Origin of the sequence: Candidatus Phaeomarinobacter ectocarpi (genome assembly GCF_000689395.1) — a bacterium.
Classification (GTDB): domain Bacteria; phylum Pseudomonadota; class Alphaproteobacteria; order CGMCC-115125; family CGMCC-115125; genus Pyruvatibacter; species Pyruvatibacter ectocarpi.
The window spans coordinates 2,463,040-2,485,293 of sequence record NZ_HG966617.1 but is presented as its reverse complement, the minus strand read 5'-3'; the positions used below and the strand labels follow the sequence as shown (position 1 = coordinate 2,485,293).

General features: G+C 58.3%; 10 protein-coding genes and 1 tRNA gene. 4 read left to right on the top strand and 7 right to left on the bottom strand.

The window, feature by feature from the left end:
* Positions 1-161: 161 nt before the first annotated feature.
* The 3 genes from BN1012_RS11995 to BN1012_RS11985 all read right to left on the bottom strand — a co-directional run bounded on the left by BN1012_RS11995 (position 162) and on the right by BN1012_RS11985 (position 3,226).
* Positions 162-836: a YceI family protein gene (locus BN1012_RS11995; RefSeq protein ID WP_052535187.1), complete on the bottom strand. Its 675-nt coding sequence runs from the start codon at positions 834-836 to the stop codon at positions 162-164.
* Between the two features lie 129 nt (positions 837-965).
* Entirely contained in the window at positions 966-2,126 is a 1,161-nt protein-coding gene (locus BN1012_RS11990) for a glycosyltransferase family 4 protein (protein ID WP_320408859.1), read from the bottom strand.
* The gene (locus tag BN1012_RS11985; RefSeq protein ID WP_081826508.1) at positions 2,123-3,226 is read right to left on the bottom strand and encodes a UDP-2,3-diacylglucosamine diphosphatase; all 1,104 of its coding nucleotides are present in this window, start codon (positions 3,224-3,226) and stop codon (positions 2,123-2,125) included. Before BN1012_RS11985 ends, BN1012_RS11990 begins: the two co-directional genes overlap by 4 nt.
* A 283-nt stretch (positions 3,227-3,509) precedes the next feature.
* On the opposite strand from BN1012_RS11985, the gene BN1012_RS11980 reads away from it, so the two are divergent.
* A complete protein-coding gene (locus BN1012_RS11980) occupies positions 3,510-4,397 on the top strand; it encodes a diacylglycerol/lipid kinase family protein (RefSeq protein ID WP_052535182.1) in 888 nt (295 codons plus the stop codon).
* A gap of 32 nt (positions 4,398-4,429) precedes the next feature.
* Here the strand turns inward: BN1012_RS11980 and BN1012_RS11975 are convergent, their stop codons facing one another.
* From BN1012_RS11975 to BN1012_RS11965, 3 genes are all read right to left on the bottom strand, one after another.
* On the bottom strand, positions 4,430-6,004 hold the full coding sequence (locus BN1012_RS11975) for an FMN-binding glutamate synthase family protein (RefSeq protein WP_197538303.1): 1,575 nt from the start codon (positions 6,002-6,004) through the stop codon (positions 4,430-4,432).
* Between the two features lie 168 nt (positions 6,005-6,172).
* Positions 6,173-6,886 (bottom strand): lysozyme family protein, encoded by a 714-nt coding sequence (locus BN1012_RS11970; protein WP_145973455.1) that lies wholly within the window; start codon positions 6,884-6,886, stop codon positions 6,173-6,175.
* Between the two features lie 583 nt (positions 6,887-7,469).
* Positions 7,470-8,423, bottom strand: coding sequence for an N-formylglutamate amidohydrolase (locus tag BN1012_RS11965; protein WP_081826363.1), 954 nt, complete (start codon positions 8,421-8,423; stop codon positions 7,470-7,472).
* Positions 8,424-8,704: 281 nt separating this feature from the next.
* On the opposite strand from BN1012_RS11965, the gene cpdR reads away from it, so the two are divergent.
* The 3 genes from cpdR (at position 8,705) to BN1012_RS11950 (ending at position 10,816) form a co-directional block, all read left to right on the top strand.
* Positions 8,705-9,064 carry a cell cycle two-component system response regulator CpdR gene (cpdR, locus tag BN1012_RS11960; RefSeq protein WP_043949788.1) on the top strand — a complete coding sequence of 120 codons (360 nt, stop codon included), beginning with the start codon at positions 8,705-8,707 and terminating at the stop codon, positions 9,062-9,064.
* Between the two features lie 122 nt (positions 9,065-9,186).
* Positions 9,187-10,629 carry an MFS transporter gene (locus BN1012_RS11955; RefSeq protein ID WP_052535178.1) on the top strand — a complete coding sequence of 481 codons (1,443 nt, stop codon included), beginning with the start codon at positions 9,187-9,189 and terminating at the stop codon, positions 10,627-10,629.
* Between the two features lie 112 nt (positions 10,630-10,741).
* Positions 10,742-10,816 (top strand) — tRNA-Val (locus BN1012_RS11950).
* 92 nt (positions 10,817-10,908) lie between these two features.
* Here the strand turns inward: BN1012_RS11950 and BN1012_RS11945 are convergent.
* Positions 10,909-21,996: a hypothetical protein gene (locus BN1012_RS11945; protein WP_043949787.1), complete on the bottom strand. Its 11,088-nt coding sequence runs from the start codon at positions 21,994-21,996 to the stop codon at positions 10,909-10,911.
* Positions 21,997-22,254 lie beyond the last annotated feature (258 nt).

Genomic DNA, 22,254 nt, shown 5'->3' with positions numbered 1-22,254 from the left:
GTCGGTGCGCGCCTTTTTCCAAAAGACGCATGCAAGAAGGGCGCGGAATCGGGGAACTCCCATTTCCGCGCCCTTCTTGTGAGGACGTTTGCTGGCGCCGGTATAGTCCCGGCAGGCCGCTATGTCGAGGAAATGTTGCGGCGCAACACTGCCATGCGTCTCTACTCGGCGCGGATGCCTTCGGCCTGAATCATCAGGTCAATATCCTTGCCGATGGCCGGCACACCGTACTCCATGCCCCACTGGGTACGATCGAGAGAGCCGGTCGCTGAGAAACCCGCCACATATTTGCCTGAGAACGGGTGCTTTCCGGCCTGATTGAAGGTCACGTCCAGGGTCACCGGGTGGGTCTGACCCAGCATTGTCAGATCGCCGGTTACTTTCGCTGTGGTGTCGCCGGTTGGCTCAACGCTTGTGGAGGCGAATGTCATGTCCGGAAACTCTTCCACCTTGAAGAAATCATCGCCGCGCAGATGTTCATCGCGGGCGTCCCAGCCTGAGTCCACGCTGGCGGTATCAATCGTGACGCTCACAGTGCTGGCGGACAGATTGTCTGCATCAAGCGTGAAGCTGCCGGAAATCTTGTCGAAGCCGCCAATGGTTTCAGAAAAACCCAGATGGCTGACCTTGAAGGCAGCGTGCACATGGCTTTCGTCGATGGCGAATGTGCCGCTTTCAGCGGTTGGCGCATCTTCTGCCAGTGCCGCTGTTGAGAATGCCGCCCAGACAAGAGCAATAGCGGCCAGTGCGCCGGTTACCAGCAGAAACAGCCGGGTGGACTGAGTGTCCTGTTCCGCAGCTTTGGCACGGGCCTTTGAGCGATGATGATGAGACATGCGTTGAACTCCCTGTATGCAACACAACTTTCCCGCAAAGCCTAACATGCTTGTGGGCGGTTACCAGTGAAACCGGGAAAGGGCGGAGGAAGGTTAACGCAAATGTGAGCAGCGCTGAGAGAACGCGGATCAGCGCCTTAAAAGACGTGGCCGACCGCCTTCAATCTCCGGCGGTCGCTGTATGGCCAGATTGCTGATGAATTGATTGGTGCAGGCTTCCCAGGAGTATTCCAGCGCAAAGGCCCGGGCGCGGTCCGGCGATATCTTGACGGCGGTGAGCGCTGCGCTGCGGAGATCATCGCGCAGGCAGCCCACTGGCGCATCACCGATGACGTCTTTGGGGCCCTGCACCGGGTAGGCTGCAACGGGCGTGCCCGATGCGAGGGCTTCGAGTGTCACCAGGCCAAAGGTGTCCGTCTTGCTGGGGAATACAAAGCAGTCACTGGCGGCATAGTGCTCTGCCAGTTCCTCGCCGAATTTGGGACCGACAAAATGGGCGTCTGTGTATTTTTGTTTGAGGCTCTCAAGCTGCGGCCCGCCGCCGACAATCAGTTTGGTGCCGGGCAGGTCAAGTTTCAAAAACGACTCGATATTTTTCTCAACTGCCACGCGGCCCACATACAGCCAGAGCGGGCGGGGCAGGTTGAGGAAATCGCTTGCCTTGAGGTCAGGGCGCGGTTTGTAAACGTCGATGTCCACGCCGCGTGACCAGATCGCCGTGGACGGGAATTTCCGTTCCACCATTTCTTCCTGCAGCGACTTTGTGGCCACCATCATTGTGGTCGCCGGGCCGTGGAACCAGCGCAGGAAGCGATAGCCCCACGCGACGGGCGTGCCGAAGCGGGCATTTATGTATTCGGGAAACCGCGTGTGGAAGGATGTCGAAAATGGCAATCCCTTCCGCACGCAATAGTTTCGTGCGGCAAGCCCAAGCGGGCCTTCTGTGGCGATATGGATGGCGCAGGGCGCAAAGTCGCGAACCACTTTTGCCATCCAGCGCAGCGGCCAGAGCGCGAGGCGGATTTCGGGGTAGGTCGGGGCCGGAATGGTCTTGAAATCAAGTGGCGTCACATACCGCACCTGATGTCCCATCTTGTCCAACTGGGTGCCCAGCTGCTGCAGCGTACGGACCACACCATTTACCTGCGGCTCCCAGGCGTCGGTCACGATGAGCACCCGCAGGGGCTGTCCCGGCTCCGCAAATTGCAGTCCGCCGGGGTGGGCAACAGGCATCGCGGAAACAGTTGGGCTGGATGAAAGGGCGGATGTGGATGTCTGGGGCTGGGTCACGCGGCGCTGCTTGCCATTTTGATGGCCTCTTGTTGGATGTCGTCACGTGCTGCGACGGGGATGCTGCCATCAATGATGACCTCTTCATCGAGGTCTTCTTCGGTCTCCTTAGCTGGAGCCGGTTCGTCGGATCTTGGTTGTGTGATTGCGGGCGCGGGAAGAATGCCCAGGGCTTTTTCGTGCTCGGCTTTTTCCGCATCCACGTCAGCCGCAAACCGCGTCCAGTGCAGGATGGTGAAATTGCCGGTCATGTCTTCGGCAAGGGCTGTGCAGCTTTCCACCCAATCGCCGTCATTCATGTAGGTCACACCATCCATGTCGCGCACTTCTGCGTGGTGGATGTGACCGCAGACAACACCGTCAACGCCACGGTCGCGGGCTTCGCGGGCCACGGCCTCCTCATAGTTCGAGATGTACTCGACGGCGTTCTTGACCTTGTGTTTGAGGTAGGCCGACAGCGACCAGTAGGAGAGGCCGAATGTGCGGCGGATGTTGTGCAGCATGCCGGATGCGGCGAGCGCGAAATTATAAGCCCAGTCACCAACATGGGCGAGCCACTTGGCGTAGCGGACCACGCCGTCAAACTGGTCGCCGTGCAGTACGAGATAGGATTTTCCATCGGCAGCGCGGTGAATGTCTTCGTTGATGACCTCAACGCCTGCCAGCGTTACGCCGATGTAGTCGCGCAGGGCTTCATCGTGGTTGCCCGGCACATAGATGACACGGGTGCCCTTGCGGGCTTTGCGCAGAATTTCCTGAATGACGTGGTTGTGGGCATCGTTCCAGTACCAGGACCGCTTGATGCGCCAGCCGTCTATGATATCGCCAACGAGATAAAGCGTGTCGGCTTCATTATGGCGTAAAAAATCCGCCAGCAATTCTGCCTTGCACCCTGGTGTGCCCAGATGCGTATCTGAAATGAAGAGGGTGCGGTGGCGCACCGGCTCGCGCACAATCAGGTGCTTGCGTTTGACGCGCTTGCGCCCTCGTGCGCGCAGGCCAAACAGCGCCAACCTGTCTCGAAAAGGCTTGGCCCGCAGTGCCTTGCCAGCGGATTTGGCCGTGGCAACGACCGGGTTGTGTGAAGTGCGTGTCAGCATGCCGGTGAGTGTCATGGGAACCGCAATGTGCAATGGGCCAAACATCAATAGTCAGGTCGTCATGTAATTCGTATACGGAGCACTTGATCTTTCCGGCGTTTGCCGTCACATCTGTGCGCGACGCTGAAAAAGCCTGTCGAATCAAGCGTGTCCGCCTGTGATCTGGCCGGACTATCCCGGCGGGGAATGAACGTTTTGTGACGCTGAGGTGAACCATTTGTACGCGGATAAAGTGACTGCCACCGGTAACCATAATGACCCGCCTCCTGTCCTGCGGCGGGCGGTGACGGTCATCTATAATCCGACGGCCGGGTGGCGACGGCGGCGCAAACTGATAGATGTTGTGGAGGCGATGAACCGTCATGGTGCGACGGTCAGCTTGCGTGAAACCACGGGTCCGGGCGACGCGGAGCAGTTTGCGCGGGAGGCCGCGGCAACCGGTTCTGCGGAAATCGTTGTGGCGGCGGGCGGTGATGGCACGATCAATGAAGTGGCAAATGGTCTGGCGGGTAGCGATGTGCCGCTCGGTGTTATCCCGACGGGTACCGCCAATGTCCTGGCCATTGAGATTGGTCTGCCCAAATCAAGTGAGGCGTTGGGGCTCCTGCTTCTTTCGGGCACACCCCGGCAGATCGGGGCGGGGCGCGTCAACAAGCGATTTTTCCTGTTGTGGGTGGGAGCTGGATTCGATGGGCGTCTGGTGCGCGCCATCGATCCGATGATGAAGCGCCGTTTCGGCAAGCTGGCTTTTGTGTGGGCCGGTATCAAGCAGGTGTTTGGACGCTCAGGGCCGCGCCTCATGGTCAGCGACGGCACTGTGTCATTCGACTGTGGCTGGGTCGTCGTAGCCAATGCAGAGCACTATGCGGGGACGTATCGTCTTGCGCCGTCTGCCCAGCTTGATGCTGTAGGGCTGACGACTTTATGTGTCCCGGCGAGGACACGCCCAGGCCTGGTGCTGGCGCTGGTCGGACTGGCAGTAGGTCGGCTTGAAAAAATGCCCGGCGTGCATGTGTTCAAGGGCGACACGGTGACCATCCGGCTTGCAGATGATCAAAGCGCCCAGCTCGACCCTGTTCAGGTCGACGGCGATGACATGCTGACGCTGCCTGTGGAGGTTGAGTGCTGGGACGTTGCTAAAGCGCCCCAGATCCGTCTCGTTATGCCTTGAGGAGACAACTTGGATGGGATGGCTTGCGCAGCCTACTGCGCTGCCATGCCGGACCCGTCTGTGATGGTGTCGGGCTTTTCCGCCGCCGGGGCAAAGCTGCCGCCGGGAGGGTACATTTCGTGCAGGCCAATGGTGCGGCTGTTGGCCCCCATGATGCGACAGTGATGCCGCTTGAGCATGCGGGGATCATCAACGCCGCATGAGTGCGCCACCGTTCCCACTTCCTTGTGCATGGTGGTGGCGTAGCGATAGACGCGTTCAGCCTTGTCGGTCGCGACGAGGCCGCGCTGCAGATGTTTCTTGTGTGTTGCAACGCCTGAGGGGCACTCATTGGTGTTGCACTGAAGGGCCTGAATGCAGCCCAGGGCAAACATGAAGCCGCGAGCCGAGGTCACGAAGTCTGCGCCGGCGCACAGCGCCCAGGCCACACCGGATGGCGTTGTCAGCTTGCCTGATGAAATAACCTTGATGCGGTCACGCAGCCCGTGCACCAGCAGGGCATCCACCAGCGTTGGCAGACTTTCCTGAATCTGCAGGCCGACATAGTCGATCAGCGGTTGGGGTGCAGCGCCTGTGCCGCCATCGGCGCTGTCCAGGGTGATGAAATCCGGGGCGCTTTCAATGCCGCGGCGGTTGATCTCTTCGCAGAAGCCTGCAAGCCAGCCATAGGCACCGAGCACCATCTTGATACCCGTCGGCTTGCCGGTCACCTCCCGGACATGGGCGACGAAATCCAGCAATTCGCCGACGGAATTGATTTCCGGGTGGCGGTTGGGGCTGATGGAATCCTGTCCTGCCTTGATGCTGCGGATTTTGGCAATCTCTTTGCTGACTTTCTCACCGGGCAGGATGCCGCCCTTACCGGGCTTGGCGCCCTGACTGAGCTTGATTTCAAACATCTTGACCTGGTCGCGCTCGGCGACCTTGCGCAGCTTCTTGTCGTCCAGGCTGCCATCATCATTGCGGACGCCATACTTTGCCGTGCCGATCTGAAAGACGATGTCTGCGCCGCCCTCAATATGGAAGGGGGACAGGGCGCCTTCGCCGGTGTTCATCCAGATGCCTGCGCGCTTGGCACCGCGCGACAGGGCCTGAACGGCGGGCTTGGAAATCGCACCGTAGCTCATGCCGGAAATGTGGAAGAACTTGTCTGTCGCGTAGGGCGAGCGGCAATAAGGGCCGACGACTATTTCCTTGGGTGGAACTTCATCGTCGCCCAATTGCGGGAACGGGCAGTTGACGAAAATCTTGGTCCCGACATTGGCAAGTGCGCGGGTTGACCCGAAGGGGACTGTGGTGTCGACGCCTTTGGCGGCCCGGTAAACCCATGCGCGCTGTGCCCGATTGAACGGCAGTTCTGCGCGGTCATCTGCAAAGAAGTACTGGCGGAAGTACTTGCCAAGGTCTTCAGCCACGTAGCGCAGGCGGCCAATAACCGGGTAGTTCCGGCGGATGGCATGCTTTGTCTGCGTGCGGTCAATGACATACAGCACAACGACAACGATGAAGCCCGCGCCGACGACGAAGATAAAGAGAGCGGCAAACAGATTTACGATGTCCGCCACCGAAGAGACCTGAAGCGCGTTGATGATTTGTTGCATCGTCATTCCCCCTGGCCACCCAGGCTGCACAGATGGGTGCAGAGGCGGCGAGATCAACCAAATTACGCAACTGATACTAAGTGTAACGCCGGCGATGTGGGTACACATCACAACCAACTAACTGTGAAGGGTGTGTGACCTGGCCGTTACTGACGCGTGATGCGCGCCGAATGTCTATCTCGCTGCAATCAAACGGCCTGAAGGTGTGCCTGTCGGGCGAGTTTCCGGCAGTGCAGCATTGTCTTGTGTGTCGTGTTCGCGCGTGACATCCAGCCCGCGCCGCAATCCGGGGACCAGCGTTGGACGCAACCCAAGGCTGGCAATGGTGTTCCCAGTTGGGCCTGCTGACAGGGACGCTGTGATTATGGAAGCGTCACCTGCCTCCATATAGGACGCTGCTGCGTCCGGTGATGCAGCGAGATGCGGTGCGGCAGACGCAAGCAACTTGCGTTCGCGTGCCAGCGTCTTGTCAACGCGGCTTGCGTATTTCTCGCGCAGCTTTGGATTGTAACTGTGGTAGCGGGCACTCGCGGCACGCCAGTTACCGTGCCGGTCTTTCAGGCGTGTCAGGAACGATGCCGCATAGGCCATGTTGGCTGCGGGGTCGAAAGCTTCTTCTAGGCTGGTGAATGCGCGCGGGTGGTAGCGCAGGTTGACCTGCATGCACCCGATGTCGATGGAGCGTGCGCCATCAGCCCGCAACCGCCGCACCGCCCATATGGCGTCCTGCTTGGTTGCAAAGCGATAGCCCTTGCCATGTGAATTGATTGTCCAGGGCCATGCAGTGTGTTTGCCGTCCGGACCGCGGCGGCCGGTCTCGACCAGTGACATGGCCTGAAGCAACGCCTGGGGCATATCGTTGGCGCGCTCAACTTTCTGAGCTGCCATGCGGCAGGCCTGCCAGTCAGCGTCATCTGCTTTGGCGACATCTTCGGCTTGGGTCGCTGTTGCAAAAAGGCTCGCGCACACAAATGCCATCGCCGCGGAAAAACCGCGCCGAGATGAAACAGTGGTTGCTGGCTGGCTTTGTGCCATGTGCCCGTGATCCGCCCCGACCCGTACCGGAAATGGCGGCATTGGGCCCTTATGGTGCAAAATTGCTGGAACTATCTTGCTGTCACAAAGGTTAACGGGCTCTTACTGGGGGTGATGGCTGGCCCATGGCACCCACAAGCCGAAATGTTTGTGAACACAAATTCACCTGATCAAATTGTGCACTGCAATCAAGGACTTGCGGAGTTACACACAGAAATGCACGTCCGCACGGCTGCTATGCGTTTGATTTTCCTGCATCTGAGGCGGAATGCCTTGAATTTTGTGCAGCGCAGTGCCAAATTGTTGCAACGCGGCATTGCGAGCGCTCAGCCCGCCTTGCCGCTGCCCTTCCTGGGCGTTTCCTCCCTGAACTTGGGCCGTCTGGATTTTCCAGACGGCCTCTTTTTTTGTCCTAGGGCTGGCGTGTCAGGATTTTCTATTCAGCAGATAGGGCACTGGGGGGAGATGTCGGGGCCAGGAAGGCGCGGTCCATCAGGGCCAGACGCGCCACAAACTCTCCCATATCCCGCGTCAGGCGGTTGAGGCCTGCGGCTCGGGTCACCCGGGCTTCATCCATATAGAGAGCCCGGTTGATTTCTATCTGCAGGGCATGAAGCCCCTGGGCGGGGCGACCGTAGTGCTCTGTGTTGAAGCCACCGGCATAGGGCGTGTTGCGCACCACCGAGTAGCCCAGATCTGTCAAAATGCGCTCCGCAGTATCTGTCAGGGCAGGGGCGGCGGACACGCCGTAGCGGTCACCCAGCACAATATCGGCACGCGATGTGCCCATGTCGTCCTCAAACGGCCCCGCGTGGGACGGCATTGAGTGGCAATCCAGCAGGACTGCACAGCCGAACCGGCGGAAAGTTGTTTCCAGCAGGTCTGACAGCGCCTGATGGTAGGGCATATAGAGCGTGCGAATGCGGTGATCTGCCTCCGCATAGCTCAATGGCGCGCGGTAGATCTCTGTTGAATCAGCGACGACGCGGGCGATGGTGCCCAGGCCACCTGCCACCCGCACGGAGCGGGTGTTGGCATGAGGCGGCAGCGCATCGTGGAACATGGCCGGGTCGAGCTCGTAGGGCTCGCGGTTGGTGTCCAGATAGGCACGCGGGAAATTCGCCTTGAGCATGGGAGCACCCAAACGCGGTGCGCCGGAAAAAATCTCATCCACAAAGCTGTCCTCAGACCGTCGGATGGACAGGGCGTCGAGCCTTGATGCGGAAAGGAAGGCGGGGGGATAGATGCGGCCTGAATGCGGCGAGTTCAGCGCAAAGGGGACCGTCTGGATGTCAGGTGCTGCAATGGTGAAGGGTGGATTGAAATCCCGGCGAGGTTCCTCATGCGCCTTTGCGCCTTCGGTCTCGTTCCCCGTGCTGTCAGCTGACATTCAAGGCTCCTGCCCTTGCCTTATCCGTGGTGCCAAATGTCCGGCACCTAGAGGAGCACGGCTGGAGCCTTAATGTAGCACGCGCAGGTCGGGTTTTAATGCCCATGCGCCCTTTTTGGCTGCTGCGTGGCGCAAAAGCTTTGATTTTGAGGCGTTTATTTGCTGTCAGCTGTCGGCGCTAACTCTGCGTTTACCATTCGGTTCCTATAAACGAAGCCATACCGGGGGCGTTTGGAGACGTCGATTCGGTAAAAAAGAGCGGGAATTCGGGGGCTCAGACCATGGCGCGTATTTTGTTGGCTGAAGATGATGAGAGCATGCGGCGCTTTCTGGCCAACGCCTTGGAAAAAGCCGGTCATAGCGTCATTTCCTATGGCAGCGGCGACCTGGCCCACGAAAAACTCATCGGCGACGTGTTTGATGTCCTTCTGACGGACATTGTGATGCCGGAAATGGATGGCATCGAGCTGGCGCGTCGCGCTGCGGAACTCGATCCAACACTCAAGATCATGTTCATTACGGGCTTTGCGGCTGTTGCGCTCAATCCTGAATCAGAAGCGCCGAAAGAAGCCCGCGTTCTTTCCAAGCCCTTCCACCTGCGCGAACTCGTGCAGGAAGTTGATCGGCTGTTGGCAGCCTAGCCCAATCCGGCTGCCCTGCTTTTCAAATATCCATATTTCCTTGTCGTGACCGTCGGCTAAGCTTTGGGCGCAGACGGACGCGTTGCGTATTCCCGTGACGCGCGCTCTGCGTGGAGTTCGCCATGCCCACTGCGCTTGCACCTCCTTGCGATGAAAGCATCGCAAAGCCGGACAAGGTGACGCCATGCGTCAACGAAACCGGGACGCTTGTGGCGACGATACTGGCGTCCAGCCTCGCCTTTGTTGAAGGGTCTATTGTCAACATCGCGCTTCCGTCCATGCTGAATGACCTTGGTGTCGGGGCAACCGGGGCTCAATGGATCATCAATTCCTACCTGTTGCCAGTTGGTGCGCTGGTGCTGATGGGGGGTGCTTTGGGCGACCACTATGGGCGCAAGCTCATTTTTCAGGTCGGACTCTTTCTGTTTGCCGTCGGCAGTCTTGCCTGCGCCCTTGCGCCTGAGATTTCCACCTTGCTTGTCGCACGCATCGTCCAGGGCATCGGTGCGGCCCTGCTTGCTCCCAACAGCCTCGCGATCATCGCTGCCGCCTTCAAGGGTGCAGCGCGGGGGCGAGCAATCGGCATCTGGGCGGCGGCAGGGGCGTTTGCAGGGGCAGCGGCACCCATACTCGGTGGATGGATTGTTGATGTTGCGGATTGGCGTTGGGCCTTTCTGATTGTTGTGCCGGGCGCTGCGGCCGCAATCGCAATCGGTCAATGGGCGATCAGTGAAAGCTGCGAAACAAGCGATGCAGCGGCGCCCCTGGACTGGTCCGGGGCTGCTTTGGTCACTCTTGCCTTGGCGATGATTGTCTGGGCGCTGGTCCGGCTACCAGAAGCGGGTATTTCTGACGTGCTTGTGGCTGGACCTCTGGGTGTTGGGGTGCTCTGTTTTGTCGCCTTCATTGGTGTTGAAAAACGGCTTGGGGATCGCGCGATGATGCCGCTTCAGTTGTTTGGTACACCTGATTTTTCGGCGATCTCGGTACTGACGCTGTTTTTGTACGGTGCACTGGGCGGGTTGCTGGTGTTGCTGCCCTATACGCTCATTACCGGCTTTGGCTTCACCGCCATTGAGACCGGTCTGGCAATGCTGCCCATGCCGCTCATCCTCGGATTTCTGTCGCCGGTCCTTGGCGGTCTGGCGGGCCGGCTTGGCGTGCGCCTGGTTTTGACCGTTGGTCCGCTACTGGTGGCGGTTGGGTTTTTCTGGTTGTCCTTTGTGCCGGCAGACGTGTTCAGCTACTGGACCGATATGCTGCCGCCTCTTGTCATCATGGCTGTCGGCACGGCGGCGAGTGTAGCACCGCTCACCACGGCGGTCATGGATGCTGTACCCGGAGACTTCGCCGGTGTGGCGTCTGGTGTGAACAATGCTGTGGCACGGTCTGCAGGCCTGATCGCGACCGCCCTGATTGGCCCGGTGCTGGCGGCGGGTGACGCCGGTCTGGCGTCTTTGGTGGAGGGGTTCGGGACGGCCATGTTCGTTGCGGCCCTTTTTGCAGCGGCCGGAGGTGGCGTGGCGGCGGTGTTTGTGCGGATAGAAGCAGACGCCTCAGACTAGCTGGAAGGGCAGTGGCTTCATGCGGAAGACGGTTGCACCGGGTCTTCAATCCCGATATATGGTTCGCCCTGCCGCGAATAAGGCAGACCCACCTTCCTGATGGTTCAGGTGAGGGCGCGTAGCTCAGTGGGAGAGCACTACGGTGACATCGTAGGGGTCGCTGGTTCAATCCCAGCCGCGCCCACCATTTCCTCTCAGGCATGAGAGGTTGGGTCCAAAAGCAAAAGGCGCTGACCATTTCTGGTCAGCGCCTTTGTTTTTCGCGAATGCAGCTGTGGGTTACCACTCGATGCGTTCAATGCCCTCGAAGCTGATCTCGCTGCCGTCGGTCAGCGTGATGATGCCTGAGGCATCTTCTGACAGATCGATGGAGTCTCCATCCTGGCTCTGGATGGAGCCGTCATCCAGGCTGAGGGTCCAGTCGCCGGATGAAAGCGACGTGCCGTCTTCGTTTTCAAGCCGGATGGTGTCGGTCCAGCCATTGCCGCCGCCATCGGCGGTGTCGCTGCCGTCGCCCATCCCGAAGAAGAAGACGTCATCGCCTTTGCCGCCGTCCAGGTCATCGTCACCTGCTCCGCCGCGCAGGACGTCGTTGCCATCTCCACCGTCGAGTTCATCGTCGCCGGTGCCGCCGAGGAGGATGTCGTTGCCTTTACCGCCATCGAGCTCATCGTCGCCGGAACCACCATCAAGGTAGTCGTTGTCATCTTCGCCCTTGAGTTTATCGTCGTCGGCGCCGCCATACAGGGTGTCGTCGCCGTCGTCTCCCTTAAGCTCGTCTTCGCCATCGCCGCCACGAAGCTCGTCGTCGCCGTCTTTACCGTCGAGCTTGTTGTCGCCGGAGCCGCCGATCATCAGCTCATCATCCGAGGAGCCGTCTTCGTCGTCGCCTCCGTCCGCATAGATCACTTCTTCAGGCGTCCAGCCGTCAGGTGTACCGGCGTTTCCAAGGTCAACGCTTGTGCCGCCGCTTGAGGTCAGCTCTACATTGTCAAAGTTGTAGAACTCGCTTGAGGTTGTCGTCTTTCCTTCAAACTCGATCGTTACTTCATTGCCGACCGGAATATTGGTCAGAGAGATGCTCTGGGTACCAGATATGCCTGCGTCGCCGTCCTGAACCATCAGTTCAGTTCGCTCACCGTCAACAACTGCATATGCCTTGAAGAAGTCGTGCCACGAACCGCTTTCTTCCATGTCGCCGCTTGCGGTCAGGTCAAAGCTCAACGTAAGGCCGGTTTTGCCTGCAATGTCGATCTGTTCACTGCGCCAAACTGCAACGGACTCGTTGTCATTACTGTCATCCGTGGTTTGACCCATCTTGTAGGACTCGTCACGGACACCATGCTGAGAGCTGGAGCCAAAGTCGGTGTTTTCACCTTCTGCCGACCAAGCCGAGCTGCCAGAGTCCGATTGCGTGAAGTCTGCAATGCCTGAGAAGTTTTCGCTGAACAGCGTAACTGTCTCGTCCACATCGGACACGTTGACCGTGAAGTCTTCGGCATAGGTCAGTCCGGCTGAATCCGTGACGGTCACGGTGACGTCGACCGTGGGTTCTGCCTCGAAATCAAGGCTTACGCCGTCCTTCAGCTTCAGATCGCCACCGACGACTTCAAATCGACTGTCAGATACAGCGTATGTATGCGTGTCGCCAACATCAGCGTCCGTGACACTGAGAGAGCCGACAACTGCACCAGCTGCATTCTCTGTAACCGTCGAGCCATCCAGAGCAATGTCGGTCGCGGCTTCTTCCACATTTTCCACATACACATTCAATGTGCTTGAAGTGGACGATGTGGCGCCGCCTTCTGACTCCGTGGACGTTGCAGTGACCTGAAGGGCCGCTGTACCGGTGTAGTTGTCTGGCGTGGTGATGGACATGCCATCCATATCCCAACCGGACACATCTACGGATGTATTGCCAGCGCTCGCTGTAAAGGTGTTCGTGCCGTCGGTCAGCACGGCGCCTTCAGGGATGGCGCTGACAGTCACTGCCAGGCTCTCTGAGCCATCTGTGTCCGTCAGAGAGGCTGTGATGTCCGGCAGATCAATGGTTCCACCTTCAACACCGCTTGCGGCGTTCTCAAGTGTTTCAACCATCTGGATGTTGTCGAGCATCATGCCGCGACCGTAATCGGTATCTGTGCCTGCTTCGCGGAATTCGATCTCAGCCGGATTGCCGTCACCTGACAGTGTCAGTGTGTGAGATTGCCAGTTGAGGGCGGTATCACTCGTGCCGTCTGCGGAGATTGTGGCCACGACCTGGCCGTCCCACACCACTTCAATCTGGTTGACTGTTGCGTCGTAACCAGGACGCGGTGCGTAATCGAACGTCACTGTGTAGGTGCCGCCGTCCACCGTATCAACTGAACGCGCTATGTTTGGCGCATCTTCATAGCTGTCGGTTGGATCGTTATTCAGTTCGATGTGGTGGATTGAGCCGGTTTCTGAGCCGTTGCCCCCAGCTCCAGTGTCGCGGACTTCTACAACGCCATCCGAGGACCAGCCGTTCTGAGCCGCAATGTGATCGCCGCCTTCGTCTACGACTGATCCAGTCCAACTCTCGAAGTCCTCGGAGAAGACTGTGCGCGTGGTGTCACCGATATCCAGGGTTGGTGCAGACGCAATTTCGTCCACATCGCCTACGGATATGTTGAACGTCTCCGTGCGCGACAGGCCACCTGCATCGGTGGTTGTGACGTCGATTGAGACGCTGTCGCCCGCTTCGTGGTCGAGCGAGACGCCGTCTTTCAGCTTCAGCTCGCCGTCGACAACCTCAAAGCGAGTGTCGGAGACAGCGTAGCTATGTGTGTCGCCCTCATCTACGTCGGTTGTGGACAGGGTGCCGACCACGGCGCCTGCTGCATTCTCGGCGACAGTTGTGTTGTCCAGGCTGATGTCCGTCGCAACTTCGTTCACATCACTAACGGCAATGTCGAAGCTTTCGGTGCGGGACAAGCCGCCTGCGTCCGTTGTGGTGACGTCAATCGAAATGCTGTCGCCAGCCTCGTGATCCAGTGCCACGCCGTCCTTGAGCTTCAGGTTGCCGTCAACGACCTCAAATCGGTTGTCTGAGACTGTGTAGGTATGGGTGTCGCCAGCATCTGCATCGGTTGTTGAAAGAGCGCCAACAACAGCACCGGCAGCATTCTCGGCCACTGACGTGTTGTCGAGGGCAATGTCGGTTGCAACCTCGTTTTCGTCACCAACGGAGATGTTGAATGTCTCTGTCCGCGAGAGGCCGCCTGCATCCGTGGTTGTTACATCGATGGAGACACTGTCACCGGCTTCATGATCAAGGCTGACGCCGTCTTTCAGTTTCAGTTCACCGTCAACCACTTCAAAGCGATTGTCCGAGACGGCATAGCTATGGGTATCGCCGTCATCCACATCGGTTGTGGACAGGGTGCCAACCACGGCACCTGCTGCATTCTCGGCAACCGTTGTGTTGTCGAGGCTGATGTCCGTAGCAACTTCGTTTACATCGCCAACAGCAATGTCGAAGCTCTCGGTGCGTGACAGGCCACCCGCGTCTGTTGTGGTGACGTTGATGGAAATGCTGTCGCCAGCTTCGTGATCAAGGGCCACGCCGTCCTTGAGCTTCAACTCACCATCGACAACCTCAAAGCGATTGTCGGAGACGGCATAGCTGTGGGTGTCGCCATCATCCACATCTGTGGTGGAGAGAGTGCCGACCACGGCGCCGGCTGCGTTCTCGGCAACGGATGTGTTGTCCAGGCTGATGTCTGTTGCGACCTCGTTTTCGTCGCCGACCGAAATCGTGAAGGTTTCGGTGCGGGACAGGCCGCCGGCATCGGTGGTTGTGACATCAAGGGAGACGCTGTCACCGGCTTCATGGTCGAGGCTGACACCGTCTTTCAGTTTCAATTCGCCATCGACCACCTCAAAGCGGGTGTCGGACACACTGTAGCTGTGGGTGTCGCCCGCATCAGGATCAGTTGTCGACAGGGTGCCAACGACGGCACCTGCGGCATTTTCTGCCACTGACGTGTTGTCGAGTGCAATGTCGGTTGCAACCTCGTTCTCATCACCGACTGTGATCGAGAAGGATTCTGTACGGCTCAGGCCACCAGCATCGGTGGTAGTCACGTCAATCGAGACAGAGTCACCAGCTTCGTGATCAAGAGACACGCCGTCTTTCAGCTTCAGCTCACCGTCGACGACTTCAAACCGGGCGTCGGACACGCTGTAGCTGTGGGTGTCGCCATCATCCACGTCTGTTGTGGACAGGGTGCCGACAACGGCGCCTGCGGCATTCTCGGCAACGGACGTATTGTCCAGCGCGATGTCCGTCGCGACTTCATTGACGTCGCCAACGGCAATGTCAAAGCTCTCTGTGAAAGACAGACCTCCGGCATCCGTCGTGGTGACATCGATTGAAACGCTGTCACCAGCTTCGTGATCAAGAGACACGCCGTCTTTCAGTTTCAACTCGCCATCGACCACTTCAAAGCGAGCGTCGGAGACGGTGTATGTGTGCGTGTCGCCCACATCCGCGTCAGTTGTAGACAAGGTGCCAACGACAGCGCCAGCGGCGTTTTCAGCCACGGACGTATTGTCCAGGGAGATGTCGGTCGCAGCTTCGTTGACGTTGCTGACCGCAATGTCAAAACTCTCCGTGCGAGACAGCCCGCCGGCATCCGTCGTGGTGACGTCGATGGAGACAGTGCCCGCATCATTGCTGTCGAGGCTTACGCCATCCTTGAGCTTCAGTTCGCCATCAACGACCTCAAAGCGGTTGTCTGAGACTGAATAGCTGTGGGTGTCACCTGCGTCGGGATCTGTTGTGGCCAGATTGCCAATGACGGCGCCAGCGTTGTTCTCGGCAACAGTTGTGTTGTCCAAAGCGATGTCGGTCGCAACTTCGTTTACATCGCCAACCGCGATGTCGAAGCTCTCTGTGCGGGACAGACCGCCTGCATCTGTTGTGGTGACATCAATGGAGATGTTGTCGCCTGCTTCATGGTCCAGCGATACGCCATCCTTGAGCTTCAGTTCTCCGTCGACCACCTCAAAGCGGGTGTCGGAAACCGCGTAGCTGTGCGTGTCGCCATCATCTGCGTCGGTGGTGGACAGAGTGCCGACCACAGCACCGGCTGCGTTCTCGGCAACTGAGGTGTTGTCGAGGGCGATATCCGTGGCGACTTCGTTTTCGTCGCCGACAGAGATGTTGAATGTCTCTGTGCGGGCCAAACCACCTGCATCTGTTGTTGTCACATCAAGCGAGATGCTGTCGCCACTTTCGTGGTCAAGGCTTACACCGTCCTTGAGCTTCAGTTCGCCATCCACAACCTCAAAACGGTTGTCGGAAACGGCGTAGCTGTGTGTGTCGCCATCATCCACATCCGTTGTGGAGAGCGTGCCGACCACAGCGCCAGCGGCATTTTCAGCAACAGACGTATTGTCCAGGGCGATATCCGTGGCGACTTCATTCACGTCGCCCACGGAGATGTTGAACGTCTCTGTGCGTGACAGGCCGCCTGCGTCCGTGGTTGTGACGTCAAGGGAGACGCTGTCACCGGCTTCGTGATCGAGCGAGACGCCGTCCTTGAGCTTCAGTTCTCCGTCGACCACCTCAAAGCGAGCGTCGGAGACGCTGTAGCTATGTGTGTCGCCATCATCTACATCGGTGGTTGACAGGCTACCGACTACGGCACCGGCCGCATTCTCCGCGACGGAGGTGTTGTCCAGGGCGATGTCCGAGGCAACTTCATTCGCATCGCCGACGGTGATGTTGAAAGTCTCGGTGCGTGCAAGGCCACCTGCATCAGTGGTCGTCACGTCAAGGGAGACGCTGTCACCGGATTCGTGATCAAGGCTGACGCCGTCCTTGAGCTTCAGCTCGCCATCAACCACTTCGAAGCGGCTGTCGGAAACGCTATAGCTATGTGTGTCGCCATCATCCACATCGGTGGTCGACAGGGTGCCAACCACGGCACCGGCGGCATTTTCAGCAACGGACGTATTGTCGAGCGCAATGTCGGTGGCGACTTCATTCACATCGCCTACAGAGATGTTGAATGTCTCCGTCCGGCTCAAGCCACCTGCATCGGTTGTCGTCACGTCGATGGAAACGCTGTCGCCTGCTTCATGATCGAGCGCGACGCCGTCCTTCAGTTTCAATTCGCCATCAACCACTTCAAAGCGGCTGTCGGAAACGGCGTAGCTGTGTGTGTCACCGTCGTCTGCATCAGTAGTGGACAGGGTGCCAACGACAGCCCCGGCTGCGTTTTCCGCAACGGAGGTATTGTCGAGTGCAATGTCGGTCGCGACTTCGTTGACATCGCCAACTGCGATATCAAAGCTTTCTGTACGGGAAAGGCCGCCTGCGTCCGTGGTTGTAACGTCGATGGAAATGCTCTCGCCGGCTTCGTGATCAAGAGACACGCCGTCCTTGAGCTTCAGATTGCCGTCGACAACCTCAAAGCGAGCATCGGACACGGTGTAGGTATGGGTATCGCCATCATCCACGTCTGTTGTGGAAAGCGCTCCAACGACAGCACCGGCCGCATTTTCGGCTACGGACGTATTGTCGAGTGCAATGTCTGTCGCGACTTCGTTTTCGTCGCCGACAGAGATGTTGAATGTCTCGGTGCGTGACAGGCCGCCAGCATCGGTGGTTGTGACGTTGATGGAAACGCTGTCACCAGCTTCATGATCGAGTGCGACACCATCTTTCAGCTTCAGCTGACCGTCGACAACTTCGAACCGGTTGTCAGACACGGCATAGCTGTGCGTGTCGCCGTCATCCACATCTGTCGTGGACAGGGTGCCAATGACAGCGCCAGCCGCGTTTTCAGCAACAGACGTATTGTCGAGCGCAATGTCGGTGGCGACTTCGTTCACGTCGCCGACAGAGATGTTGAATGTCTCGGTGCGTGACAGGCCGCCAGCATCGGTTGTTGTGACGTCGATGGAAACACTGTCGCCCGCTTCATGGTCGAGCGCGACGCCGTCCTTCAGCTTCAGATTGCCATCAACAACTTCAAAGCGGGCATCTGAAACGGAGTAGGTGTGCGTATCGCCGGAGTCCGTGTCAGTCGTTGACAGGGTGCCGACGACGGCACCAGCGGCATTCTCAGCAACAGAAGTGTTGTCGAGGTTGATGTCTGAGGCGGCTTCGTTTGCATCACCAACGGTGACGGTGAACGTTTCTGTGTGCGACAGGCCGCCGGTGTCGGTGGTTGTGACATCGACGGCAACGCTCTCAGCTGTTTCATGGTCGAGGGATACGCCATCTTTCAGCTTCAGCTGGCCGCCGACAACTTCGAAACGGTCGTCAGACACGGCATATGAGTGGCTATCGCCAGCATCCACATCTGTTGTGGAGAGCTTGCCAACCACGGCGCCGGCTTCGTTCTCTTCAACCGTACCGCCGACACCGTTTGCCTTGATGGAGTCCAGGTCAGCATTGGCAAACACGCGGACACCGGGTCCGTCGATGGTGCCAAGAAACTCGCCGCCAACGCCGCCCTGGGTGCTGCTGGTCGTATGGCCGACACTCATTGTGTCGCCACCGTCCCAATCGCTGTCGTTCCAGTCGGTCTTTGATGCAACCAGGCTGTTCGCCTCGGTCATGTCACCGGGGGATAGCTCGTCTGACAGCAGGAGTTTCAGTGTATTGCTGGTTTTGTCGAGCTCGAGAGCCAGGTTGTAAGACGTGGCGCCATCAACAGGCACGCTCAGTTCCAGGTTGTTTCCTGAGCCCGCATAGATGTTGAGCTGACCATCCTCAATCACGACGTTGAGGCCGGTTCCGCCACCACCTGTTTCAAACAGGGTCTGCGCGCCGCCGGTGTCTTCCGAAGTTGTGAACGAGACGGCTACGACGGCGGAATCCGTTTCAAGACCCCGATCGCTGATGCTGTCGGAGGAGCTGTCGCCGTCCTGGCCGTTATAGTCAGCGCTGATGTAATCCGCGTCGCTGAGCGTGATGTCAACGGGTGCTTCGTTCACGTCGTCGATGGCAACCGTGAAGGTTTCGGTATGGGTCAGACCACCTGAATCAGTGGTCGTCACATCCATGGAAACCGTGCTTTCGGTTTCATGGTCCAGTGAGACACCATCCTTGAGCTTGAGCTGTCCGTCTACGACTTCAAAGCGATTGTCCGAGACTGTGTAGGTGTGCGTATCACCAGCATCTACATCAGATGTGGACAGATCTCCCACAACAGCACCTGCATCATTTTCGTTGATGGAGGCGTTGGATTGTTCCAGCTGGTTGACGTCATTCAGATCTGAATCCGCGAATACGCGAACGCCCGGCCCATCGATGGTGCCAAGGAAGTCTCCGCCAACGCTGCCCTGAGTGCTGCCGGATGCATTGCCAATAGCCAGATTGTCGCCACCGTCCCAGTCGGTATCGGTCCAGTCGGTTCTTGAGGCGGCAAGGCTATTGGCCTCCGTCATCTCGCCCGGGCTCAGATCATCGGACAGAAGGAGCTTGAGCGTATTGCTCGTTTTGTCGAGCTCCAGTGCCATGTTGTAGGAGGTCTCGCCGTCAATCGGCACACTCAGCTCGAGATTGTTGCCGGAGCCCGCATATACATTGAGCTGACCGTCTTCGATGACGATGTTGAGGCCGGTGCCGCTGCCACCTGTTTCAAACAGGGTCTGCGCCCCGCTCGTATTGTCAGCTGTCGTGAACGAGATCGAGACGACGGCCTGGTCTGTTTCAAGACCGCGCTCACTGATGCTGGTGCCGGAGCTATCGCCGTCCTGTCCTGAAAAATCGGCAGGCGCAAATGTGCCGTCATTCAGCGCAATATCCATTGGCGCTTCATTTACGTCGCCAACTGAGATGTTGAAGGTTTCCGTACGGCTCAGGCCTCCTGCATCTGTGGTGATGACATCAAGGGACACACTGTCGGTGGTCTCATGATCAAGAGATACGCCGTCCTTGAGCTTCAGATTGCCGTCGACAACCTCGAAGCGAGCGTCGGATACGGTGTAGGTATGGGTATCGCCATCATCCACGTCTGTCGTGGAAAGCGCTCCAACGACAGCTCCGGCAGCATTTTCGGCTACGGACGTATTGTCGAGTGCAATGTCTGTCGCGACTTCGTTTTCGTCGCCGACAGAGATGTTGAATGTCTCTGTGCGTGACAGGCCGCCAGCATCTGTGGTTGTGACGTCGATGGAAACGCTGTCGCCTGCTTCATGGTCGAGCGCGACGCCATCTTTCAGTTTCAGCTGGCCGTCAACGACTTCGAACCGGTTGTCAGACACGGCATAGCTGTGCGTGTCGCTGTCATCCACATCTGTCGTGGACAGGGTGCCGACCACTGCGCCAGCAGCGTTTTCGGCTACGGACGTATTGTCGAGTGCAATGTCTGTCGCGACTTCGTTTTCGTCGCCGACAGAGATGTTGAATGTCTCGGTGCGTGACAGGCCGCCAGCATCGGTTGTTGTCACGTCGATGGACACACTGTCGCCAGCTTCATGGTCGAGCGCGACGCCGTCCCTCAGCTTCAGATTGCCATCAACAACTTCAAAGCGGGCATCTGAAACGGAGTAGGTGTGCGTATCGCCATCATCCACGTCAGTCGTCGTCAGGGTGCCGATGACGGCACCGGCTGCATTCTCGGCAACAGTTGTGTTGTCGAGCGCAATGTCCGTGGCAACTTCATTCACGTCGCCAACGGCCACGCTAAATGTTTCGGTGCGGCTCAGGCCGCCAGCGTCCGTTGTCGTAACATCGATGGAGATGCTGTCGCCGGACTCATGATCCAACGCCACGCTGTCTTTCAATTTCAGCTGACCGTCGACGACTTCGAAGCGTGTGTCAGAGACTGAGTAGCTGTGAGTGTCTCCTGCATCGGGATCTGTCGTTGACAGGTTCCCAATGATTGCGCCAGCTGCGTTTTCGGCAACCGACGTGTTGTCCAGGGCGATGTCAGTTGCAACTTCATTGACGTCGCCGACTGAGATGTTGAACGTCTCGGTACGGCTCAGGCCACCGGCGTCGGTTGTGGTGACATCAATTGAGATGCTGTCGCTGGCTTCATGATCAAGCGCCACGCCGTCTTTCAGCTTCAGCTCGCCGTCGACGACTTCAAAACGGGCGTCAGACACAGAATAGCTGTGGGTGTCGCCTGCATCCTGGTCTGTGGTGGACAGGGTGCCGATCACGGCACCTGCAGTGTTTTCAGCCACACTTGTGTTATCGAGGGTAATGTCAGTGGCGACTTCATTGACGTCATCGACAGCGACAGTGAAGGTTTCTGTGTATGAAAGGCCTCCTGTGTCCGTGGTCGTCACGTCGATGGAAATTGTTTCTGCGGCTTCATGATCAAGCGCGACGCCGTCTTTGAGCTTGAGCTGTCCGCCCACCACTTCAAAGCGATCATCAGACACCGCATAGGTATGGGTGTCACCGGCGTCCTGGTCCGTGGTGGAGAGTGTGCCAACAACGCCACCCGCGGCGTTTTCAGCAATATTGGTGTTGTCCAGTGCGATGTCCGTCGCAACTTCGTTGACGTCCACGATGTCCAGGGTTACCGTCTCGAAGTAGACATTTCCTGAGCTGTCCGTCACGCGCAGGGGCAGGTCAACGGAGGCCAACGCCTCATGATCGAGGACAGCGCCTTCCTTGACGAGAACGGCATTGCCGACAATCTCGAACATGTCCGATGAACCGACGATCTCATAGGTGAAGACTTCACCTGAATCCGGATCAATTGCGCTGAGAACAGCCACAACGGTACCTGGCGCTGCATTTTCAAAGACGCCGGCATTGTCGAGCAGAATGTCTGTTGGCGGACGGTTGACGATTTCCGTGTCGTCGTCATTTTCCGGCAACACAGGGGCCTGTGCTGCATCTTGTGCCGCTGCGGCCGTTGTCTCTGCTTCCGCGCCCTGTCCGCCATTCGGGTTGTCGGCCAGCCGTGCGATGCGGTCGGTCAGCGCTTCCAGCGTGGAAATGCCGGTGGTCAGCGTCTCATCAAGGTCTGTGTTTTCAAGAGTCGCGGCGGGGGGGACGTCGGTGGGTTCAATCGATGTCTCTGTATAGGAGACGGCGCCGCTCGTGGTACCGAGGTTGCCGTTATTGCCTCCGGTAGATGCGCCTTCAGGTGTCACACTTGAGCCAACAAAGGCGGTATCTGTGTTGGGTGCTCCAACGGTGCCATCTGTCGTGCCCGGATCCAGGGGGACACGGGTCCCTGTGTGGATGTTGGGATTTGCGGGGTCACTTTCCCCCTGCAGGACATCGAGAGAGCCATAGTCGCGCGCACGTTCAACCGCTTCGTCGCGGGCAGTGGCATTGGCACTGTCCAGACGGAACGCTTCGGCAGCGTCGCTGTCTTTTTTCGGGCTAGGGGTGCTGTTGGTGTCCTGACCGTCAGCCATACTCGAACTCCTGTTCAAAACATACGCCGCCCAAACTTTCTGGAGTGGCGTCTTGTGAGAGGCGATGCGCCTGTTGCCGAAAAGGCCGGCAAACGGCGGACGCAACTTCCCTCAGTGTTGAGAACAGTTTGAAACAAGACCGGTTAAGTCTTGCTTTAAGGAACTGGTAAAGAGCGGCCGGGAAATTTCTCTCCCAATGCGTGTATTTACCGCTTTGCGCAACTTACAGGGTGTGTGTTTTTGGCCCAAAACTGCGGC